Raw genomic sequence first — 18555 nt, 5'->3', positions numbered from 1 at the left:
TTTTCCAGGCGTCGTCGGCTGCATGCTGGATAGCATGAGCGAGATCGATCGACTGGCCGCCTCTGACTGGAGCGATGCCGCCATGAATGCGCATCTCCCGACCGGAACAGTGACGTTGCTGCTGGCAGACGTCGAGGGATCGACGCAACTGTGGCAGTCCAGGCCCGAAGAGATGACCGCCGCGATCGCCGCCCTCGACCGGACACTGGCCGGGCTCGTCAGCGCGCACGGCGGGGTGCGCCCGACCGAGCAGGGTGAAGGCGACAGCTTCGTGCTTGCCTTCCACCGCGCATCGAACGCCGTGGCGTGCGCGCTGGCGCTGCAACGAGCTCCGCTGGCACCCTTGCGTTTGCGTATCGGCATCCATACCGGCGAGGTGCAACTGCGCGATGAGAACAATTACGTGGGACCGACGATCAATCGCACAGCGCGGGTGCGCGAGCTCGCCCACGGCGGGCAAACCGTTCTGTCCGGCACCGCCAGCGATTTGGTCGCCGACTCCCTTCCGGCGGACGCGTGGCTAGCTGATCTGGGCACCCACCCCTTGCGGGATCTGCCCCGGCCGGAACGCATCGTACAACTCTGCCATCCCGATCTGTGTAATGAGTTCGCGCCCCTCAGATTACGCGAAACCGCTGTGGCTGAGCACCTTCCGGCCCAACTCACCAGCTTCGTCGGACGAGCGGCGGAAATGTCCTCGGTGCGCGAAGTCCTTGCCGAAAACAGGATGGTGACGCTCACGGGGGCCGGCGGAGTGGGCAAGACCCGCTTGGCGGTAGAGGTCGCCGCGGCCGCGACTGCTGAATTCCGGGACGGTGTGTGGTCCGTCGACCTGGCCCCAATCGTCACCCCCGACCTGGTGTCGATCACCGCGGCGCGGGCACTAGGTCTACCGGACCAGCCAGGTCGGTCTGCGCAGACCAAGCTGCTGCAGTTCATCGGCGCGCGAAAGATGCTACTGGTACTGGACAACTGCGAGCATCTGCTCGACGCGACCGCCGAGCTCGTTACCGCGCTCATCGGTGGCTGTCCCGGACTCTCGGTGCTGGCGACCAGTCGCGAGCCGATTGGTGTACCCGGTGAAGTCACCTGGCGGGTGCCGTCGCTGTCGCTTGCCGACGACGCGGTCCAGCTGTTCGGTGATCGGGCGCGTCAAGTACAGCCCAGCTTCTCGGTCCGTGAGGACAACTCCGATGTCGTTGTGGAGATCTGCCGCCGCCTCGATGGCATGCCCCTGGCAATCGAATTGGCCGCGGCGCGAATGCGCGCTCTGTCGCCACAGGAGATCCTTGCGGGACTCAGGGACCGGTTCCGATTGTTGACCGGAGGCTCGCGAACCGCGGTGCGCCGCCAGCAGACGCTGCAGGCATCCGTGGACTGGTCGCACAATCTGTTGACAGAGCCCGAGCGAGTATTGTTCCGCCGATTGGCCGTATTCCTGGGCGGATTCGACCTGACGGCCTGCCAGGAGGTTCTCAGCGACCGCACCCTGGCGCGCCATCAGGTGCTGGATGTGTTGGCTCTGCTCGTCGACAAGTCGCTGGTGATTGCCGAAACCGATAGGGGCACAACCCGATACCGGCTGCTGGAAACGATCCGCCAGTATGCCCAAGAAAAGCTGACCGAGTCGCCGGACAGCGCTGCCGTGCGAGACCGCCACCGCGACTACTACACCGCGCTGGCCGCGGCCTTGGAAGCTCCCGCGACCAAGAACCTGGCGCTACAACTGAACCGGGCAGAAGCCGAGATTGACAATCTGCGTGCCGCATTCGCGTGGAGCGAAGAAAACTCCGACATCGACAGCGCGTTACGGCTGGCGACATCGTTGCAGGCGCTCTGGTTGACACGGGGACTCCTCAAAGAAGGAAGGGATTGGCTTGACATCGGACTGGCACGTGCCGCCTCCACTGAGGTGACACCCACCAACCTGGCACGAGCGTTGGCCGATAAGGCATACCTGGACAACATGCGCACGGCCGAATGCGCCGAGTCGGCACGCCACGCGGTGGCGATCGCGCGCGAACTTGACGATCCGGCGTTGTTAGCCCGCACCTTGGCTGCGCTCGGACGTGTCACCGCGTGGGACGCCAACCAGTCCGGTCCGATCCTGTCGGAAGCCGCCGAGTTGGCGCGCGGCATGGATGACCGCTGGCTTCTGAGCCAGGTCCTGTACTTCCAGGCACTCATGGCCGCCGTCGGCTCGGGGGACCTTGACCACGGAATCGCGGCCGCGGAGGAGGGTCGCGCCCTGGCCGATGAGATCGGCGACCAAGGCTACTCACGAGCATGCCGCTGGTGTCTGGCCGGGGCGCAATCGGCGCGCGGCGACCTCGTGGGCGCCGAGAAGCAGTTGCGTGAGCTGATGATCGAAGCGGACCTGGCACACGCGCTGGTCTGGGAAGTGAACGCCCGCACGGCTCTTGGCCAGGTACTGGCCTACACCGGACGAGCCGCTGAGGGCCGATCCATCGTGCTCGAATCATTAAGCCGTGCTGCCGAACTCGGCGGCTACACGGAGGGCATTGGTTACGCTGCGCTGGCTGTCACCGCTCTTGCCGACGGCGACGTGGCGCAGGCTGTCGAGGCCAGCAACGCCACCGTCGAGCGCCTCAGTGGCTGGCCGTGGCTGGCCACTACCGTCGCCAAGCCTGCCGCCCAGACCGCGTTGGCCCAAGGTGACCACGCAACAGCCCGCCGTCACGCAGATGCGGATGTGGACACAGCGGTCGGCTGGTTCTCGGTACATGCACTGACCACCCGGGCGCGGGTCGCATTAGCGCAGAACGAGTTCGGACAGGCGGAACGTGACGCACACGAGGCGCTGGCGCGCGCCGCCGAGATGAGCACTCTCCTGTTCGTCCCGGATCTGCTGGAGATACTGGCCACGCTGACCAACGCAGCGGGCAGCCACTTGGAGTCGACGCGGCTGTACGCGGCAGCACAAGCGATTCGGGAACGTACCGCAATCGTTCGCTTCCGAGTCTACGATGCCCCTTACCACGAATCGCTAGACGAGGCGCGAAATGCACTGGGCATAAGCGCCTTTGACGAGGCGTGGGCCGCCGGCCTAGCGCTGTCCACCGATGAGGCGATCGCGTACGCGCAGCGCGGCCGCGGCGAACGGAAACGACCGCCCAGCGGTTGGGATTCGCTAACTCCGACCGAGCTCAACATCGTGCGGCTGGTCAGCGAAGGTCTAGGCAATAAAGATATTGGCAGTCGATTGTTCATCTCGCCGAGAACGGTTCAGACGCACCTGACGCACGTATACAACAAGCTGGGACTCACGTCGCGAATGCAATTGGCGCAAGAAGCGGCACGACGGACCTGAGCTCAACCGATCAGATCCAGCGTGCCCAAGTCGCGAATCGCCTCGCACCCGCGCCGCAGCATGGTCAGCACCATGTCGTCGCCACGCTCGGTGGCGGTCGCGAATGCGAAGCCCAGCGCCGAGATCAGCACGGTGTGCGGCATGCCCAGTCGGTAATCACGCCAGCAGGTTTCGCGGTCGTAGCCGGTGACACCGTGCCCGAGCAGTGCCCGGTGGTAGTCGTCGACGAGATCCGCCTCGATGGCTTTACGTAGTTCGGAGTCGAGGCTGGTCGCCGTGAAATAAGCCAGATCCCTTGCCGGCAGACCGATACCGAGGGTCTGCCAGTCCACCACGCTCACCCGCATGTGCTCGGGATCGAACAACAGGTTGTCCAGCCGGTAGTCACCGTGCAGCAGCGCGAAGCGGTCCCGCTCGGCAAGCAACCACGGCCTCACCAACCCCATTGTGGCGGTGAAGGTCTCGCGGTCCGGCGCGGTCATCCGGTCACCCAGCTTGTCCAGGGTGATATCGGCGCTCATCTGCGCCACGTCGCCGAGGCCCTTGGCGGAATTCTCGTCGGGACGTCCGAAGGCGATGCCAGGCAGATCCAGCCACACCGGATCACACCAGCTGGGCCCGTGCAGCCCGGCCAGCGCCGTCACCGCCAGCCGCGCCTCCTGCTCACCACAACCGGCGAGCTGGTCGCCCTGCACCGCGGGCGCCTGATCAGCCAGCAAGAGCGCGTATTCCATAGCATCATCAGTGATTTCGCAATAGAAACAGTCGGGTACCGGCACCCTTACCCGGTCTGCCACCGAGGTATAGAACGCGCACTCACTGCGATAGCCGAAGACGACGCGGTCGCGCACCGCATCGTCCTGGGCCGGGAGCTTGATCACGAAGGTCTGCGGGAGATCACCCGGATCGGTCCGGTAGGTGGCCGTCACCCGGTAGGTGGCCCCGGTTTGTCCGGTACCGATCGCCACCACGTCGGCCTGCGCCACCTCGACCGGGGTGCCCCGGTGGCTCAGCGCTGTCGACAACCACTCGGGCGTGACGTCGGCGGGGTACCGCGGAATGGACAACAAGGCACTCATATCACAACTGTAAGACATACCGCATGAGCTTCCGGCAGGCCCCTTTGCCGGACCTAATCGGCCAGGATCCGCCAGTCCGCGGCCTCGTGCTGCTGGCGCCAGAACTCGCTGAAACGTCCTCCGGCACTGAGCAACTCGTCGACACCGCCATCCTCGACCACCCGACCGTTCTCCAGGAACAGCACCCGGTCGGCGTGCCGGATGCTGGCCAACCGGTGCGCCACAATCACCCGGGTGTGCGAATGCGGGTCGGCCGTCAGAGCCTCGACCACGGCAACTTCGTTTTCGTTGTCCAGGGCGCTGGTCGCCTCGTCGACGAGCAGGGTCGGTGCGCCCTTCAGCAGGGCGCGGGCGATGCTGACCCGCTGACGTTCCCCACCGGACAGCGCCGAGCCCGCTTCGCCCACAATGGAGTCCACCCCGTCCGGCAGTCTGTTGGTGAGCTCATCGACGCGGGCAAGTCGGACGGCGCGTGCGAACCGCTCATCGTCGGCTTCGGGGTCACCGGCGAGCACGTTCTCCCGGATCGTGCCGTGGAATAGGTACGGGTGCTGGAAGACCACGCTGCTGGCGCGCCGACGGGCACCGGCGTCCAATGTGGTGGCATCCACCCCGTCGATGAGCACCCGGCCACCGGTCGGCTGGTGCAGTCCGGCGATCAGCGCAAGGATGGTGCTCTTGCCGGATCCGGACGGCCCCACTATCGCGGTGGCCGTGCCTGGCTGCAACGAGAAACTGACCTTGTCCAGTACCAGAGCGCCGCCTTCCCGGCATCCCTCGTAACTGAAAGAGACGTCGTCGAATTGGATGCGGGGCGCCGCGGAGGGGTCGCGCAGGGCGGCCGCTCCGGCGCCCAGGGCCGGCGCGGTCAGCACCGACCGAATGCGGTCGAGTGTGGCGCGAACGGTTTCCAGTGCCGGCGCGAGCTCGCTCACGGTGACGAACGGCTCGAGATAGCGTGCCATCACCACGATCAACGCAACGGCCTCGGAAACCGACAACGTGCCGCCAACCGTCAGCGCCGTCGTGGCGCCGGCCAGCAGAATCAGCGCCAGCTGGCTGGCGATGCTGAACAACAGCTGGCCCGGAATCTGCATGCCCAGCAGCCGCATCATCGCGCTGTGCTGCGCGCTCAGCGCGTCGCCGACCAGGCTGCGGGCTGGTTCGACGCGCCGCGCGGCGCGCAACGCCTGCTGGGTGCGGGCGAATTCGATGATGCGTTCCGTCAGTGCGCTGTTGGCTTCCCCCGCCGCGGCGTCGGCCTTGCGCGACAACCGGACTGATGCCCACAGCGCTCCGAGCAGCAGCGGCACACCGGCCAGCGCTGCAGCGCCCAGCTGCCAGGAGATCGGCAACAACACCAGCGCGATCACGGCGGGCAGCAGCACCGCGCTGAGCAGTGGGGTCAGCAGGTTGACCACCAACCCGACCAGCTCCGGTCCGGTCGAGGCGATCGCCTGCCGTGCGGTTGCGGTGTTCTCGGCGGTGAACCACTCCAGCCGCACTTCGGGTAGCCGGTCGGCGATGTCGTGCTGGGTGTGGTCCAGGACGGCGAAACCCAGATCGAAACCGATTCGGGCCGTGGTGGTGTCGATGACCCAGCCAAGCACGGTGGCGGCGGTGAGCCAGCCCAGCCAGACCAGCGCCCGTTGCGGCGAGTCGCTGAACAGGGCGCCCACCAGCGGGACCAGCAACACGGTGTCCACCGCACGCACCACCACCGAGAGCAAGGTGAGCACTGCATAGTGCAGCACTTTGGCGCGGCGGTCCGCCGGCACCAGGCCGATCCAGGTGCGGATCATCGGCTGGCCCCCTGTCCTGCGATCGATGCGGACACGGGTCGTCCGGTCTCCCAGAGTCTGCGATAGCGGCCGTCGGCGGCCAGCAATTCGTCGTGGGTACCGCGCTCGGCGATGCTGCCGTGGTCGAGCACGATGATCTGGTCGGCCCCGGTGATGGTGTGCAGCCGGTGCGCGATCACCAGCACGGTCCGGTCTCTGGTAAGCCGGTTCAGCGCTTGCTGCACAAGATATTCCGATTCCGGGTCGGCGTAGGCGGTGGCCTCGTCGAGGATCAGCACCGGCGTGTCGGCCAGGATCGCGCGCGCGATGGTCAAACGTTGCTTCTCCCCGCCCGAGAGGGCGGCGCTGGCGCCCAGCACGGTGTCGTAGCCGTTGGGCAGGCGCAGGATGCGGTCGTGGATCTGGGCCTCGCGGGCGGCATCCTGGATTTGCGCGAGGGTGGCATCGGGCACGGCCAGCGCGATGTTCTCCGCGACGGTGCCATGCACGAGTTGGGTCTCCTGCAAGACGAAACCGACGCGGGTGTACAGCTCGTCGGCCGTCAAGGTCCGAATGTCTTGTCCGCCCACCCGGATCGACCCCTGCTGGATGTCGTGAAAGCGGGCCAGCAGGGCGGCCAGCGTCGACTTACCCGAACCCGAGGGGCCGACGAGCGCGGTGACCGTGCCCGCCCGCAGTTGCAGCGAGACGTCACGAATCACCGGGACACCGGGGCGGTAGGCGAAGCTCACCCGGTCGAACACGACCGTAGCGGCGTCGGACGGTTCGCGGGGTCGGTCCTCGACCGCGAGTTCGGGCTCGGCGAGCGCGTTTTGGAGGCGCCGAGCAGCCAGCGTGCCACCGCGAATGCCGGCGATGCCGTAGCCGATACCGAGCAACCGGGTGCCGAACGTGGTGCCCAGCAACAGGAACGGCAACAGATCCACCGGGTCCATCCGGTGCGTCACCACCAGCAGGGTGCCGGCCGTGACGATGAGCCACAGGAACGTTGATGGACGCGTGGCCAGGTCCATCATGGTCTTCTTGCCCGCCAGCGGACGCTGCCAGGCAACGAGAAATCCGATGTATTCGTCCAGGCGGCGCCGGAATGTCGAGGCGGCGGCCCCGCCGAAGACGCGGATCACCGGTTGGCCTTCCAGGTAGGCACCGGCTTCGGTACTCATCTTCTCGGCCCAGCGCTGGGACTGGGCGATCCGCGGACCGGACTGCACCATCAGGGCCGACGAGGTCATCAGGTAAACCAGCACGGGTCCGAACAGCACGAGCGCTACCCGCCAGTCGACGACGAAGAGGTACAACAACACCGCCACCGGCGCGACGGCGGCGTTGACCGCATCCGGGATGGCGTGGGTGACCAGGTAGTGCAGTGCGAGGGTGTCGTCCTGGACCAGTTGTTTGATGGAGCCCGATCCGCGCGCGGTGAACCAGCCGAGCGGCAATCGAGATAGCTTGCCCAACAACCGCGAACGCAGCTCACTGGCGAACCGCGCGTCGACGATATGCAACCAGAGGGTGAGTGCAGCACCAAGCAGGGTGCCCAATCCCAGCAGCGAGACGGCCGCGATCCCCAGGTTCCACAGCCGGGATTCGTCGGCGCCCGAGATCAGCAACCGCGCCAGTTCGACCAGCAGCACGAACGGCGCCAGCTGCACCAGCGTGATGATGGCTTGGAGCACCCCGGAGACGATCAGCGCCGAGCGCAGCGGGGCCAGCAACTCGCCCGCCGCTTGCGCACGCCAGCTGCCGCGGGCGGCCGGAACCGGAGGTGCTGTCTCGGTCTGTGCGGCAGGGGTTTCCGGCTGTTCGTCAGCGTTGTGGTCGGCGGTGTCTGGCTCCTCGCCGCGACGGGTGCCCATTTCCTTGCCGGCGCTCCAGTAGGCCTGCGCATGAACCTCAGACTTCGGAAACCCGAACGCGTCCCGGAGCCGTTTACGAACGTGCTTGAGCGTGTTGGCTTCTGGGGTGGCCCAGGCATACCAGTTGGACCAGTCACGAGTTTCGATCGCGTCGGCCAGCGACTTGTCGTCCCGCCGGCTGACCCAGTGCACCCGCAGGCGGGGATGCTCGGAGATGGGGATCAGGATGTCGTTGTCGTCATGCTGCTCGAGGTACATCTCGATCGGGACATCCTTGGGGACGGTCCCGATGATGCCGTTCATGCCGGGGATCGACGCGGAGTCACCGATGAGTAGGTAGCCGGCGGGCTGCTCGTCGGGCGGGTCGAACCGGGTGGAGCCCATTAGCGAGGTGACGGCGATGGTGGCGCCCGGCTGGACGGTGCGCGCCCAGGTCGAGGCCGGGCCCGCGGGTTCGTGCAGCACCACGTCGACCGCGAAGCGGCCACTCGCCGGGTCCGCCTCGGAAAGTGTGTAGCCGCGCTGGAATTCGGTCTTGGAGCCCTTCGGATCGGGGAACCAGAACCGCAGCCACGCGGCCGGTTCCGCCTCGGTGTCCTCGAACAGCGTCGGGGACTCCATCCTGATCCGGATGAAATGCGGTGCGATCATTACGGTTTCGGTCACCGTCGCCATATGGTCGCGCGCACCAAAGCCTTTGAGCATCGCACCCGAGAACCCGCGTGCCATCAACGATCCTCTCCCGCGGCGGTGTGGGCCGCCACGACTTCCATGATCGGGCGGCCCGGGGGGATTTCTCCGACCAGACCCCGAATCGACGCGGCCAGCAACAGCCGCACGTATTGCGAACTGGACAGCTCGGGCAGGCCGAGGTGGGCCGCCCCCAGCCGTTCGTCATCGGCCAGGCGCCGATTGGCGGCATCGCGCTCCTGCACGAACCGGTCGGCCTGTTCACCGCCGGTAGTGCTGGCATTGCTCTCTTCCCGGGCGGCCAAGCTGATCGCCAGCGTGGCCACGGCACTGGCCACCACAATGGCCGCGTCTTTGGCGTACCCGCGCCCGCCAAGGGCGTCGACTTCGGCGATCAGCAACCCCATGCCGGTGTCGCCGCGGGGGAACAAGACCTGCATATAGGACGCCAGTCCGGGGTGGTCGACGGTGAAGCGCCATAGCTGGAGTCCGAAAGAAAGCAGGTGCTGCTCGACGTTCTCGTCCGGTTCGTCCGTCAGCTCGAGTTCGGCCAGCAGACTTTCGCCGACCAAACGTTCTAGCGCCCAACGGCTTTCGACGTGCCGGTACAGAGCGGTGGCCGAAACACCGAGCCGGCCGGCGACGGCGTTGATGCTGAGTCGCTGCATACCCAGCTCACGGCCCACCCGCAGCACGTCGTCCAGCGCGATGAGCGCCGGACGACCGCCGGTGCGCTGAGCAATGGTTTTCACCCGGCTGACCCCTCGACGCAGAAAGTTACCCCCGTAAACTAAGGGTTACCTTACACGGCGTCAAACGGGCTGGTCGGACGTTGTCCCCGTTAGAGACTCTTGGGTGCGTTCTGCACGTCGGAGATCGCCTGCTCGTCGCCGTCGAAGTCGACCCGGGCCGTCCTGCCTACCGCGAACAGCAGCAACTCCTCGGGCGCACCCGTTACCGTGACGGCCGGGCCTTGACCGGCGATCAGCACCGTCTTGCCGTCGGTGGTGCGCAGCGCGACGCGACCGGGCACCTTCGCCAACGTCAGCCGCCCCATCAGCCCCAGGGTCCGCTGCAGTCCGGCGACCAGCTTGGGCTCGAGTTGTCTTGGTTCCCAATCCGTTCCGGCGCGGCGTACGTCCTCGTGGTGGATGAACATTTCCGCGACATTGGCGACCGGATCGAGCAGTTTGAACGGTGAGTAGACGGGCGGGCCGGCCGCGATCTTGCCGACCAACTCCTCCCAGTCGGTGTTCTCCGCGACCTTGTTCTGCAACTTCTCGGTGTGGCCGGCGAAGAAGGGAATGAGGATGCCCGGTCCGGCGTCGATGCGGTGCTCCCGGATCACCAGATGAGCCGCCAGGTCGCGGGTGCGCCAACCTTCACACAGGGTGGGCGCATCGGGGCCCGCGGCAAGCATCGTCTCTACCAGAGCGGCGCGCTCACGTCGTGCAACGGACACTTCGTCTCCAATCGTTCGGGCTTCGACCACCATCGTGCCGCACACCACATGTTTCGAATGTATGTGCGATGGTTATCCGCGCTGGTATGAGTAGCAACGCGCAACCAGCACCGCAGGAGAACCCCGAAAAGGACCCGTCGAACTGGGTGACCGGCGACGAGCCGATGACCGGCCCGCAGCGCAGCTATGTGAGCACGTTGGCGCAGGAGGCCGGCCGGGAAGTTCCGGACGATCTGACGAAGGCGCAAGCGTCGGAGTTGATCGACGAGCTGCAGCAGCAGACGGGCCGGGGTGCCCATTAGGCCCGGCTAGCCCCGGCATCGGTGCGGGCGGAGGGACTCGAACCCACACGCTCTTTCGAGCACCGGCACCTAAAGCCGGCATGTCTGCCAATTTCATCACGCCCGCGCGACTAGCGATCCTACGCGCGCACAACGCCCGCATGACCACCGCGCGGTACCGTCATGGTGTGTCCACCCCCGCCCCGCTACGACGCCACCGCCGCGTCGCGGCGATCATTCTGGTGATCGTTGCGGCCTGCGGTTGCCTGGCGTTGGGCTGGTGGCAGTGGACCCGATTCCAGTCGGTGTCGGGCACCTACCAGAACTTGGGCTACGCGCTGCAGTGGCCGCTGTTCGCCGGGTTCTGCGTGTACGCCTACCGGAATTTCGTCCGCTATGAGGAGGCACCGCCCGAGCCGGGGAACCGCCACGCGGACACCGAGATCCCTCCCGGCTTGTTGCCCGAGCGGCCGAAGCCGGCCCAGCAGCAACCCGATGATCCCGCCCTGCGCGAGTACAACGCGTACCTGGCCGAGCTTGCCAAGAACGACGCCGAGAAGCAGAACAGGACCACTGCATGAGTGCACCCGAGACACCCGAAGCCGAGCGCAACGCCCCGGTCTTCCCGATCGAGAAGATCCGGACCGCGTTGCTCGCCTACCGCGTGATGGCGTGGGCGACGGGCATCTGGCTGATCGCGCTGTGCGGCGAGATCGTGTCGCACCTGGTCTATCACCGCGAGATCCGGTGGATCGAAGTCGTGCACGGCTGGGTGTACTTCGTCTACGTGCTCGCGGCGTTCAATCTGGCGATCAAAGTTCGCTGGCCGATCGGCAAGACCATCGGCGTGCTGCTGGCCGGCACGGTTCCGCTGCTGGGCATCATCGTCGAGCACCGCCAAACCAAGGACATCAAAGCGCGCTTCGACCTGTGAATCAGTGCGCCAGCGCGCGCAGCGCGGGCAACAACAGCGCCAGCGCGCGTCCGCGGTGCGACACCGCGTCCTTTTCGGCCGGGGTCAGCTCGGCTGCGGTCCGCTGCTCGCCGTTGGGAACAAAGACCGGGTCGTAACCGAAGCCGCCGTCGCCGCGCGGCGCACGCGCGATCGAGCCGCGCCACTCCCCACGAACCACCACCTGGTCCGCTTCGGAGACCAGCGCACAGGCCGACACGAACGCCGCGCCGCGCCGCCCGTCGGGCACGTCAGACAACTGTGCCAACAGCAGCTCGGTATTGGCAGCATCGTCCCCGTGCCGTCCCGACCACCGCGCCGACAACACCCCGGGCATCCCGTTAAGCGCGGCGACTGTCAATCCCGAGTCGTCGGCGATGCTCGGCAGGCCGGTGGCGGTGAACGCGTCGCGCGCCTTGGCCAGCGCGTTCTCCTCAAACGTCGCGCCCGTCTCGGGTGCCTCGGCGAATTCCGGCACGTCGTCCAGGGACACCAGCGTCACCCCCGACAGACCTGCGCCATCCAGGACGCGCTGAAGTTCGGCCAGCTTCTTGCGGTTGCGGCTGGCGACCAATACCCGAGTCAGCTTCCGAACGCCTTCGGTTGCGGGGGCCCGTCCGGCAGCTCGCCCGGGTACGGCAACGCCAAGGCTTCACGCTGGGCGGCGAACAGCTCGTCGCAGGCCTTGAGCGCCACGTCGAGCAGCTTGTCCAACGTCGAGCGGGGGAACGTCGCGCCCTCGCCGGTGCCCTGCACCTCCACCAGTGTGCCGGTGTCGGTGGCGACCACATTCATGTCGACTTCGGCGCGCGAGTCCTCTTCGTAAGGCAGGTCCGCGCGGATCCGGCCGTCGACGACGCCCACGCTGATGGCTGCGATGGCACACGACAACGGCCGGGGGTCGGACAATTTGCCGGCGGCGGCCAGGTAAGTGACCGCGTCGGCCAGCGCCACGTAGGCACCGGTGATCGCGGCGGTGCGGGTGCCGCCGTCGGCCTGCAGCACGTCGCAGTCGACGGCAATGGTGTTCTCGCCCAGTGCGGCAAGGTCGATGCACGCGCGCAGCGATCGGCCGACCAGACGACTGATCTCCTGGGTGCGGCCGCTGGGCCGGCCCTTCACCGATTCGCGGTCGGAACGAGTGTGGGTAGCCGAGGGCAGCATCGCGTACTCCGCGGTCAGCCAGCCCAGACCCGAACCCTTCCGCCAGCGCGGCACGCCCTCGGTGACACTCGCGGTGCACAACACCTTGGTGCGACCGAATTCGATCAGCACCGAACCCGCTGGGTTTTCGGTGAACCCCCGCGTGATGACCACCTGGCGAAGCTCGTCGTCGCGGCGGCCGTCTTCTCGTTTCGACACGCCGACAACCCTAACTCGCGGCCAAAGCCGGCAGATCTACACCGCTAACTGGCGCGGCGGACTTCGAACGTCTCGTCGGGCACCACCGCATGCACCGGGCCGTCGAACTCCGCCTTGGCCTCGCTGATCACATCCTCACGCGACGTCCAAGGCGGAATATGGGTGAGCAGCAACTCGCGGACACCGGCCCGCGCCGCGGCGCGGCCGGCCTCGGTGCCGGACAGGTGCAGCGCCGGCGGATGCTTCGGTGAGTGCGGCCAGGACGCCTCGCACAAGAAGACGTCGGCGCCGCGAGCCAGTTCGATGAGCTGGTCGCACTCGCCGGTATCGCCGCTGTAGACCAGCGTCGCTCCGGTGGGATCGGTGAATCGCATCCCGAACGACTCGGTCGGATGCGCAACCACCCGGGGCAGCACCGTGATCTCGCCGAACGTCACCGGCTCACCGTCAACCCAGTGCCGCACGTCGAAGATGTCCGAGCAATCGTCGATCTCGCCGCCATACGGCGACGACGCCGCGCCCAGCCGCGACCAGGTGTCGCTCGGGCCGTACAGCAGCGCCTTTCCGGACGGACGCGCGGTTGGGTGGTAACGGCGCCAGACGAACAGCCCGGGGACATCGAGGCAGTGGTCGGCGTGCAGGTGCGACAACAACACGTGCACCGAACTCGGATCGGCGTGCCGTTGCAACGCCCCCAACACACCCCCGCCGAAATCGATGACGAGGGGCGGCGTCCCCGGAGCCCGAAGGAGATATCCCGACGCGGGCGAATCCGGACCCACGACGCTCCCGGAGCATCCGAGCACGGTTATGCGCACGGAGACCACTGTGCCATGCGAAATACCACGATGGGGAAAACATCGCCGCATTCCGTCATAAACATCGGCATATCTAATGAACGTGCGTGGCGCGGGCGGGTTCAACGCCGATGACGGCGGGCCCGAGGAATCGAGTCGCGAGTTTGGTGAACGCCTCGGGGTCGCCGGTGGCTTCGAACACCCGCGCGGCGGGGGGTCCACCATGGGGGCGCAGCAGATCCAACTCGGTGAGTACCCGCAGCACTTGCTTAGCGGTTTCTTCGGCGCTGGAGACCAGCGTGACGTCCTCCCCCATCACCAGCTGAATGAGACCGGACAACAACGGATAGTGCGTGCAGCCCAGCACCAGGGTGTCGACCTCGGCGCGCTGCAACGGCTCCAGGTAGCCCTCGGCCAAGCCGAGCACCTGCCGACCGCTGGTGACACCACGCTCGACAAAGTCGACGAACCGTGGGCATGCCACCGCCGTGATCTCGGTGTCGCGGGCGGCGGCAAAGGCGTCCTGGTAGGCGTGCGAAGTGATCGTGGCGCGGGTACCGATCACTCCAATGCGACCGTTGCGGGTGGCGGCCACCGCGCGGCGCACCGCGGGCAGGATCACTTCCACGACGGGCACGTCGTAGCGTTCACGTGCGTCCCGCAGGCAGGCGGCCGACGCCGAGTTGCAGGCGATTACCAACGCCTTGACTCCCCTGTTGACCAAGTCGTCACCGATGGCCAGCGCGTGGGCACGGATCTCCGGGATGGGCAGCGGCCCGTACGGGCCGTTGCCGGTGTCGCCGACATAGATGATGTCCTCGTCGGGCAGCTGGTCGATGATGGCCCGCGCGACGGTCAACCCGCCGACGCCGGAGTCGAAGATCCCGACGGGCGAAAGCGGCGAACTCATGCTCTGCGCGGCAACGGCTTGCCCGCCCTCTTCAGCTCGCGCGCCTTGCGCTCGGGGGCGGAGAGCAGATAGGCGGCCACCACACCGGCCAGCGCACCACAGAGGTGGCCCTGCCACGACACGCCGCCGCACATGCCCAGCCGCGGCAGGGCGCCCAGCAGTACGCCGCCGTAGACGAACAGCACCGCCAGCCCGATGATGATGTCCCACACGCGGCGCACGAAAATCCCGAACACCAGCAGGAATGACAGCCAGCCGAAGATCAGGCCGGACGCCCCGATGTGGTCGGTAGGCCCACAGCTGCTACCGACGTTGCCGATCAGCCAGGTGCCGAAGCCGCCCAGGATCCAGACGATCGCCGTTGCCCAGACGAACCGGGACAGACCGGCCAGCGTCATGAGGAAACCGAGCACCAGCATGGGGACGGTGTTGGCGATCAGGTGCTGCCAGTTCGCGTGCAACAGCGGGGCAAAGACGATTCCCCACAGTCCGTCGGTGGTCAGCGGTCGGATGCCGTTGCGGTCGAGCCGGTCACCGCTGAGCTGATCGATCAGCTCGACGACATAGAGCAGCGCGACGAAGGTGATGATGGTGGTCGCCCCACCGCCCAGCGCGGCTTCTTCGTCTCCGTCGCCGGGGTGCGATCTTTCCTGCCCATGGCTGCCCTTCCAGAGCGTTTTCGGCATTATCCAGGCTACCGGCCTGGTTAACCATCACCCGTATTGGCGAACGCGCCGGGCAGCACGTCCCGGTAGGCGGGTACGCCGGCCACCGACTCCGCGGCGACGACCCCGCCGAGCACGGCGCGGGCCAGGCAATCGGCGGCGGCCGCTCCCACCGCGGTGAGCAGTCCGGTTTCCGGCGACATCGCCGCGGGTGTGTCCGCTGCCGGCGGCACCTCCACCGCCCCGGTTGCCAGGGCGAACACGGTGTCGCCGTCCAGCGGGGTGTGCGCAGGACGCAGCGTGCGGGCCAGCCCGTCGTGCGCGGCGATCGCGACCCGCCGGCACGCTGCCGGGCTCAGCGCGGCGTCGGTGGCCACCACGGCGATGGTGGTGTTCAGCGAGCTCAGCGGTGACGGCAATTGCGCCAGCTCCGCGATCTGTTCGGGCGGCGGCGGCGTCAGCTCGAACTCAGTGATCAACTCGGCCATCCAGGGCAGCCCGGTCTTTGGGTCCACCGCGTCACCGGCGGCGTTCACGATCACCAGCGCGCCCACCGTAACGCCGGATGCCAGGGTGACCGACGCCGTCCCGACACCGCCTTTGAGCACCCCGGCACGTGCCCCGACCCCGGCACCGACCGTGCCGACTGCCACGTCCGTGCCGGCCGCCTCGCATGCCGCAAAGCCAAACTCGGCGGTGGGCCGGCAATCCCAGCCGCCTACCGGCAGGTCGAAGATCACGGCGCCCGGCACGATCGGCACGACTCCGCCGCTCATCGCGACGCCGCGCTGCCTCTCCTCCAGCCAGCGCATGATGCCGTCGGCGGCGGCCAGTCCGAAGGCGCTGCCACCGGCCAGCAGCACGGCGTCCACGTAGCGCACGCTGTTGACCGGGTCGAGCAGATCAGTTTCCCGGGTTCCCGGTGCACCGCCGCGGCAGTCGACCGCGCCCACGGTTCCCGGCGGCGGCAGGATGACCGTGACGCCACACGCCCAGCCGCTGCCGAGCGACGCATCCGCGTCCAGCTTGTGGTGGTGTCCGACGCGGATCCCGCCGACGTCGGTGATTCCGTTCATCCCGCCGGCTTCCCCATCAGCACCAGCACCAGGTATTCCTGCAACACGGTCAACCACTGGTACACATCGAAGTGCGCGGCCAGCGGGTGGTCGGCCGGCAGGCGTTCCGGCCCCTGCGGGCCGATGTCGAGCATCACGCCCAACGTCAGGCGGAGGTCGTTGACGGCCGAGATCCAGGCGTTGGCGCTCTCTTCTGTCAGCTCGAACCTGCCGCCGTTGGCCGGGACGGTGTCGAGCAACCGTTGCGCGGCAACGCGTTTGGCATCGATGATCTCCGGCTCATGCAGGCTGCGTAGCGCGGCGTTCAGCGCCTCGGACTCCTGCAGTGACATCGGGTCCGACGAGTTGGTCGGCTGCGAATCGTCGCGTCGGTAGAAATCCGGCAGCAGCCGCCCGAGCGTCGGATCAGCCGGTCGATCCGAATGACCGGTCTTGATGCCGGTGATCTCCTCGAGTTCGTCCGACGGCGAGGTGGCTTGCCGCTCGTCGAGCAACCCGACCATCGCTCCGACCAGATTCTTCAACAGGGCCGACTCGTGCGGTGCCAGCGAGGACCGGAATCTGGGGCCGTTACGGGTTTCGACGCGCTTCCATTTCCGCACGATGGCTTCCGACTACCTGGATATCTCAGCTGTCCTGCTGCATCGTCGCCCACAAACCGGCGGCATGCAGCTTGGACACGTCTGCTTCCATGGACTCTCTGCTGCCCGAGGACACCACGGCCTTTCCTTCGTTGTGCACCTGCAGCATCAGCTTCGTCGCGTGCGGTTCGCTGTAACCGAACAACTTCTGGAACACATAAGTCACATACGTCATCAGGTTGACCGGGTCGTCCCAGACGATGGTGACCCATGGACTCGTCGTAGCCTCGACCGGCGCGGATTCGCGTTGTCCGGTACTGCCTGGCTTGGCCGGCGCTATCGCTACAACCATGGGCCAAGGATACCGAGCCAGGACTGCGTTGCGGCCAGCCGATACCGTGGCAATGTGAATGCCCCGGTCTTGGCAGGCCTGCTGACCGACAAATACGAGTTGACGATGTTGGCGGCGGCGCTGCGGGACGGCACCGCGCATCGGCAGACCAGTTGGGAGATGTTCGCCCGCCGGCTCCCGCCGGGCCGGCGCTACGGGGTGGTCGCCGGAACCGGCCGATTGCTGGAAACGTTGCCACAGTTCAGGTTTGACGATGTCGCGTGCGGTCTGCTCGCCGAGTTCCTCGACACCGAGACCGTCGATTATCTACGGGACTTTCGCTTCCGCGGCGACATCGACGGCTACGCCGAGGGCGAGCTGTTTTTCCCCTATTCGCCCGTGCTCTCGGTGCATGGCACCTTCGCCGAATGCGTGTTGCTGGAAACCCTGGTGCTGTCCATCTTCAACCACGACGCGGCCATCGCGTCGGCCGCGGCCCGCATGGTGTACGCGGCCGAGGGCCGCGAGCTGATCGACATGGGGTCCCGTCGCACGCACGAGCAGGCCGCGGTGGCCGCGGCGCGGGCCGCCTACGTGGCCGGCTTCGCGGGCACGTCCAACCTCGAAGCGCAGCGACGATACGGCATTCCCGCGGTCGGCACGGCCGCGCACGCCTTCACCATGGTGCACACCACCGAAGCGGGGCCCGATGAACTGGCCGCGTTCCGGGGCCAGGTCGCGGCGCTGGGAACCGGCACCACGCTGCTCGTCGACACCTACGACATCACCGAGGGCGTGGCCAACGCCGTAGCCGCCGCGGGGCCGGAGCTCGGGGCGGTGCGGATCGACTCCGGTGACCTGGTGGAGATGACGCGCCAGGTCCGCGCCCAACTCGACGAGCTCGGTGCGACCGGAACCCGCATCGTGGTGTCGAGCGATCTCGACGAGATGTCGATCGCAGGCCTGCAGGCCGCGCCGGTGGACAGTTACGGGGTGGGCACCGCACTGGTCACCGGATCGGGTGCGCCGACGGCGAGCATGGTTTACAAGTTGGTTGAGGTGGACGGCATTCCGGTGCAGAAGCGCAGCAGTCAGAAGGAGTCGCGCGGCGGGCGCAAAGCCGCGATGCGGCTGGCGCGGCCCTCCGGGATCGTCACCGAGGAAGTGGTACATCCCGCCGGGCGCCCACCGGCGGGCATCGACGCGCACCGGGTGTTGACCACGCCCTTGGTCCAGGGCGGACGGGCGGTCGCCGACGCGGACCTGAACGCGGCGCGGGAACTGGTGGCGTCGGGGTTGCGCAGCCTGCCTTGGGAAGGGCTTCGACTGTCGCCCGGCGATCCCGCGATCCCGACCCAAGTCGTCCCGGCCTGACCGCCC

At 67.2% G+C, this 18555-nt stretch carries 17 protein-coding genes, 1 tRNA gene and 1 pseudogene; 5 read left to right on the top strand and 14 right to left on the bottom strand.

All coding sequences use genetic code 11. From position 1 onward, the window contains the following. Nucleotides 1-22: 22 nt before the first annotated feature. Nucleotides 23-3331, top strand: a complete 3309-nt coding sequence (locus tag BN972_RS12030) for a helix-turn-helix transcriptional regulator (RefSeq protein ID WP_036357961.1) — start codon at nt 23-25, stop codon at nt 3329-3331. Between the two features lie 2 nt (nt 3332-3333). Here BN972_RS12030 and BN972_RS12025 read toward each other — a convergent pair whose 3' ends face one another. The 5 genes from BN972_RS12025 to BN972_RS12005 all read right to left on the bottom strand — a co-directional run bounded on the left by BN972_RS12025 (nt 3334) and on the right by BN972_RS12005 (nt 10220). Then, a complete protein-coding gene (locus tag BN972_RS12025; protein ID WP_036357958.1) occupies nt 3334-4410 on the bottom strand; it encodes a phosphotransferase family protein in 1077 nt (358 codons plus the stop codon). A 53-nt stretch (nt 4411-4463) separates the two neighbouring features. After that, a complete protein-coding gene (locus BN972_RS12020) occupies nt 4464-6212 on the bottom strand; it encodes an ABC transporter ATP-binding protein (RefSeq protein WP_036357955.1) in 1749 nt (582 codons plus the stop codon). After that, nucleotides 6209-8797, bottom strand: a complete 2589-nt coding sequence (locus tag BN972_RS12015; protein ID WP_036357952.1) for an ABC transporter ATP-binding protein/permease — start codon at nt 8795-8797, stop codon at nt 6209-6211. Before BN972_RS12015 ends, BN972_RS12020 begins: the two co-directional genes overlap by 4 nt. Further along, nucleotides 8797-9510, bottom strand: a complete 714-nt coding sequence (locus tag BN972_RS12010) for a TetR family transcriptional regulator (protein ID WP_051545393.1) — start codon at nt 9508-9510, stop codon at nt 8797-8799. Before BN972_RS12010 ends, BN972_RS12015 begins: the two co-directional genes overlap by 1 nt. A gap of 89 nt (nt 9511-9599) precedes the next feature. Beyond that, nucleotides 9600-10220 (bottom strand): TIGR03085 family metal-binding protein, encoded by a 621-nt coding sequence (locus tag BN972_RS12005; RefSeq protein ID WP_036360706.1) that lies wholly within the window; start codon nt 10218-10220, stop codon nt 9600-9602. An 86-nt stretch (nt 10221-10306) separates the two neighbouring features. Here BN972_RS12005 and BN972_RS12000 point away from each other — a divergent pair, with 86 nt between their 5' ends. Continuing rightward, nucleotides 10307-10522, top strand: coding sequence for a DUF3072 domain-containing protein (locus BN972_RS12000; RefSeq protein WP_036357950.1), 216 nt, complete (start codon nt 10307-10309; stop codon nt 10520-10522). Between the two features lie 22 nt (nt 10523-10544). Here BN972_RS12000 and BN972_RS11995 read toward each other — a convergent pair. After that, nucleotides 10545-10628: transfer RNA gene (locus BN972_RS11995), tRNA-Leu, on the bottom strand. A 61-nt stretch (nt 10629-10689) separates the two neighbouring features. Between BN972_RS11995 and BN972_RS11990 the strand changes: the two genes are divergently transcribed. Then, a complete protein-coding gene (locus BN972_RS11990; protein ID WP_036360705.1) occupies nt 10690-11082 on the top strand; it encodes a hypothetical protein in 393 nt (130 codons plus the stop codon). Beyond that, complete coding sequence (locus tag BN972_RS11985) at nt 11079-11435, top strand: DUF3817 domain-containing protein (RefSeq protein ID WP_036357948.1); 357 nt, start codon at nt 11079-11081, stop codon at nt 11433-11435. The genes BN972_RS11990 and BN972_RS11985 overlap by 4 nt, the downstream gene beginning before the upstream one ends. Nucleotide 11436: 1 nt before the next feature. Here the strand turns inward: BN972_RS11985 and rdgB are convergent, their stop codons facing one another. The 8 genes and pseudogenes from rdgB to clpS form a co-directional block, all read right to left on the bottom strand. Then, nucleotides 11437-12039 carry an RdgB/HAM1 family non-canonical purine NTP pyrophosphatase gene (rdgB, locus tag BN972_RS11980; protein WP_036357946.1) on the bottom strand — a complete coding sequence of 201 codons (603 nt, stop codon included), beginning with the start codon at nt 12037-12039 and terminating at the stop codon, nt 11437-11439. Continuing rightward, complete coding sequence (gene rph, locus BN972_RS11975) at nt 12036-12815, bottom strand: ribonuclease PH (protein ID WP_036357943.1); 780 nt, start codon at nt 12813-12815, stop codon at nt 12036-12038. The genes rdgB and rph overlap by 4 nt, the downstream gene beginning before the upstream one ends. A 44-nt stretch (nt 12816-12859) precedes the next feature. Then, complete coding sequence (locus BN972_RS11970) at nt 12860-13684, bottom strand: cyclic nucleotide-degrading phosphodiesterase (RefSeq protein WP_080696821.1); 825 nt, start codon at nt 13682-13684, stop codon at nt 12860-12862. Between the two features lie 22 nt (nt 13685-13706). Further along, nucleotides 13707-14522, bottom strand: a complete 816-nt coding sequence (gene murI, locus BN972_RS11965) for a glutamate racemase (protein ID WP_036357937.1) — start codon at nt 14520-14522, stop codon at nt 13707-13709. Continuing rightward, nucleotides 14519-15180 (bottom strand): annotated as a pseudogene (locus tag BN972_RS11960) (rhomboid family intramembrane serine protease). Before BN972_RS11960 ends, murI begins: the two are co-directional and overlap by 4 nt. A gap of 48 nt (nt 15181-15228) precedes the next feature. After that, nucleotides 15229-16263 (bottom strand): P1 family peptidase, encoded by a 1035-nt coding sequence (locus BN972_RS11955; protein WP_036357934.1) that lies wholly within the window; start codon nt 16261-16263, stop codon nt 15229-15231. Further along, entirely contained in the window at nt 16260-16865 is a 606-nt protein-coding gene (gene aosR, locus BN972_RS11950; protein WP_036357932.1) for an oxidative stress transcriptional regulator AosR, read from the bottom strand. The genes BN972_RS11955 and aosR overlap by 4 nt, the downstream gene beginning before the upstream one ends. A 25-nt stretch (nt 16866-16890) precedes the next feature. Continuing rightward, nucleotides 16891-17196, bottom strand: a complete 306-nt coding sequence (clpS, locus tag BN972_RS29930; RefSeq protein ID WP_036357929.1) for an ATP-dependent Clp protease adapter ClpS — start codon at nt 17194-17196, stop codon at nt 16891-16893. 9 nt (nt 17197-17205) lie between these two features. Here clpS and BN972_RS11940 point away from each other — a divergent pair, with 9 nt between their 5' ends. Then, complete coding sequence (locus BN972_RS11940) at nt 17206-18549, top strand: nicotinate phosphoribosyltransferase (RefSeq protein ID WP_390176219.1); 1344 nt, start codon at nt 17206-17208, stop codon at nt 18547-18549. The last annotated feature ends 6 nt before the right edge of the window (nt 18550-18555 follow it).

Origin of the sequence: Mycobacterium asiaticum DSM 44297, from assembly GCF_000613245.1 — a bacterium.
Taxonomy (GTDB): domain Bacteria; phylum Actinomycetota; class Actinomycetes; order Mycobacteriales; family Mycobacteriaceae; genus Mycobacterium; species Mycobacterium asiaticum.
Note: the sequence above shows the minus strand (reverse complement) of the source record. Positions and strands in the feature narration are given on the sequence as shown.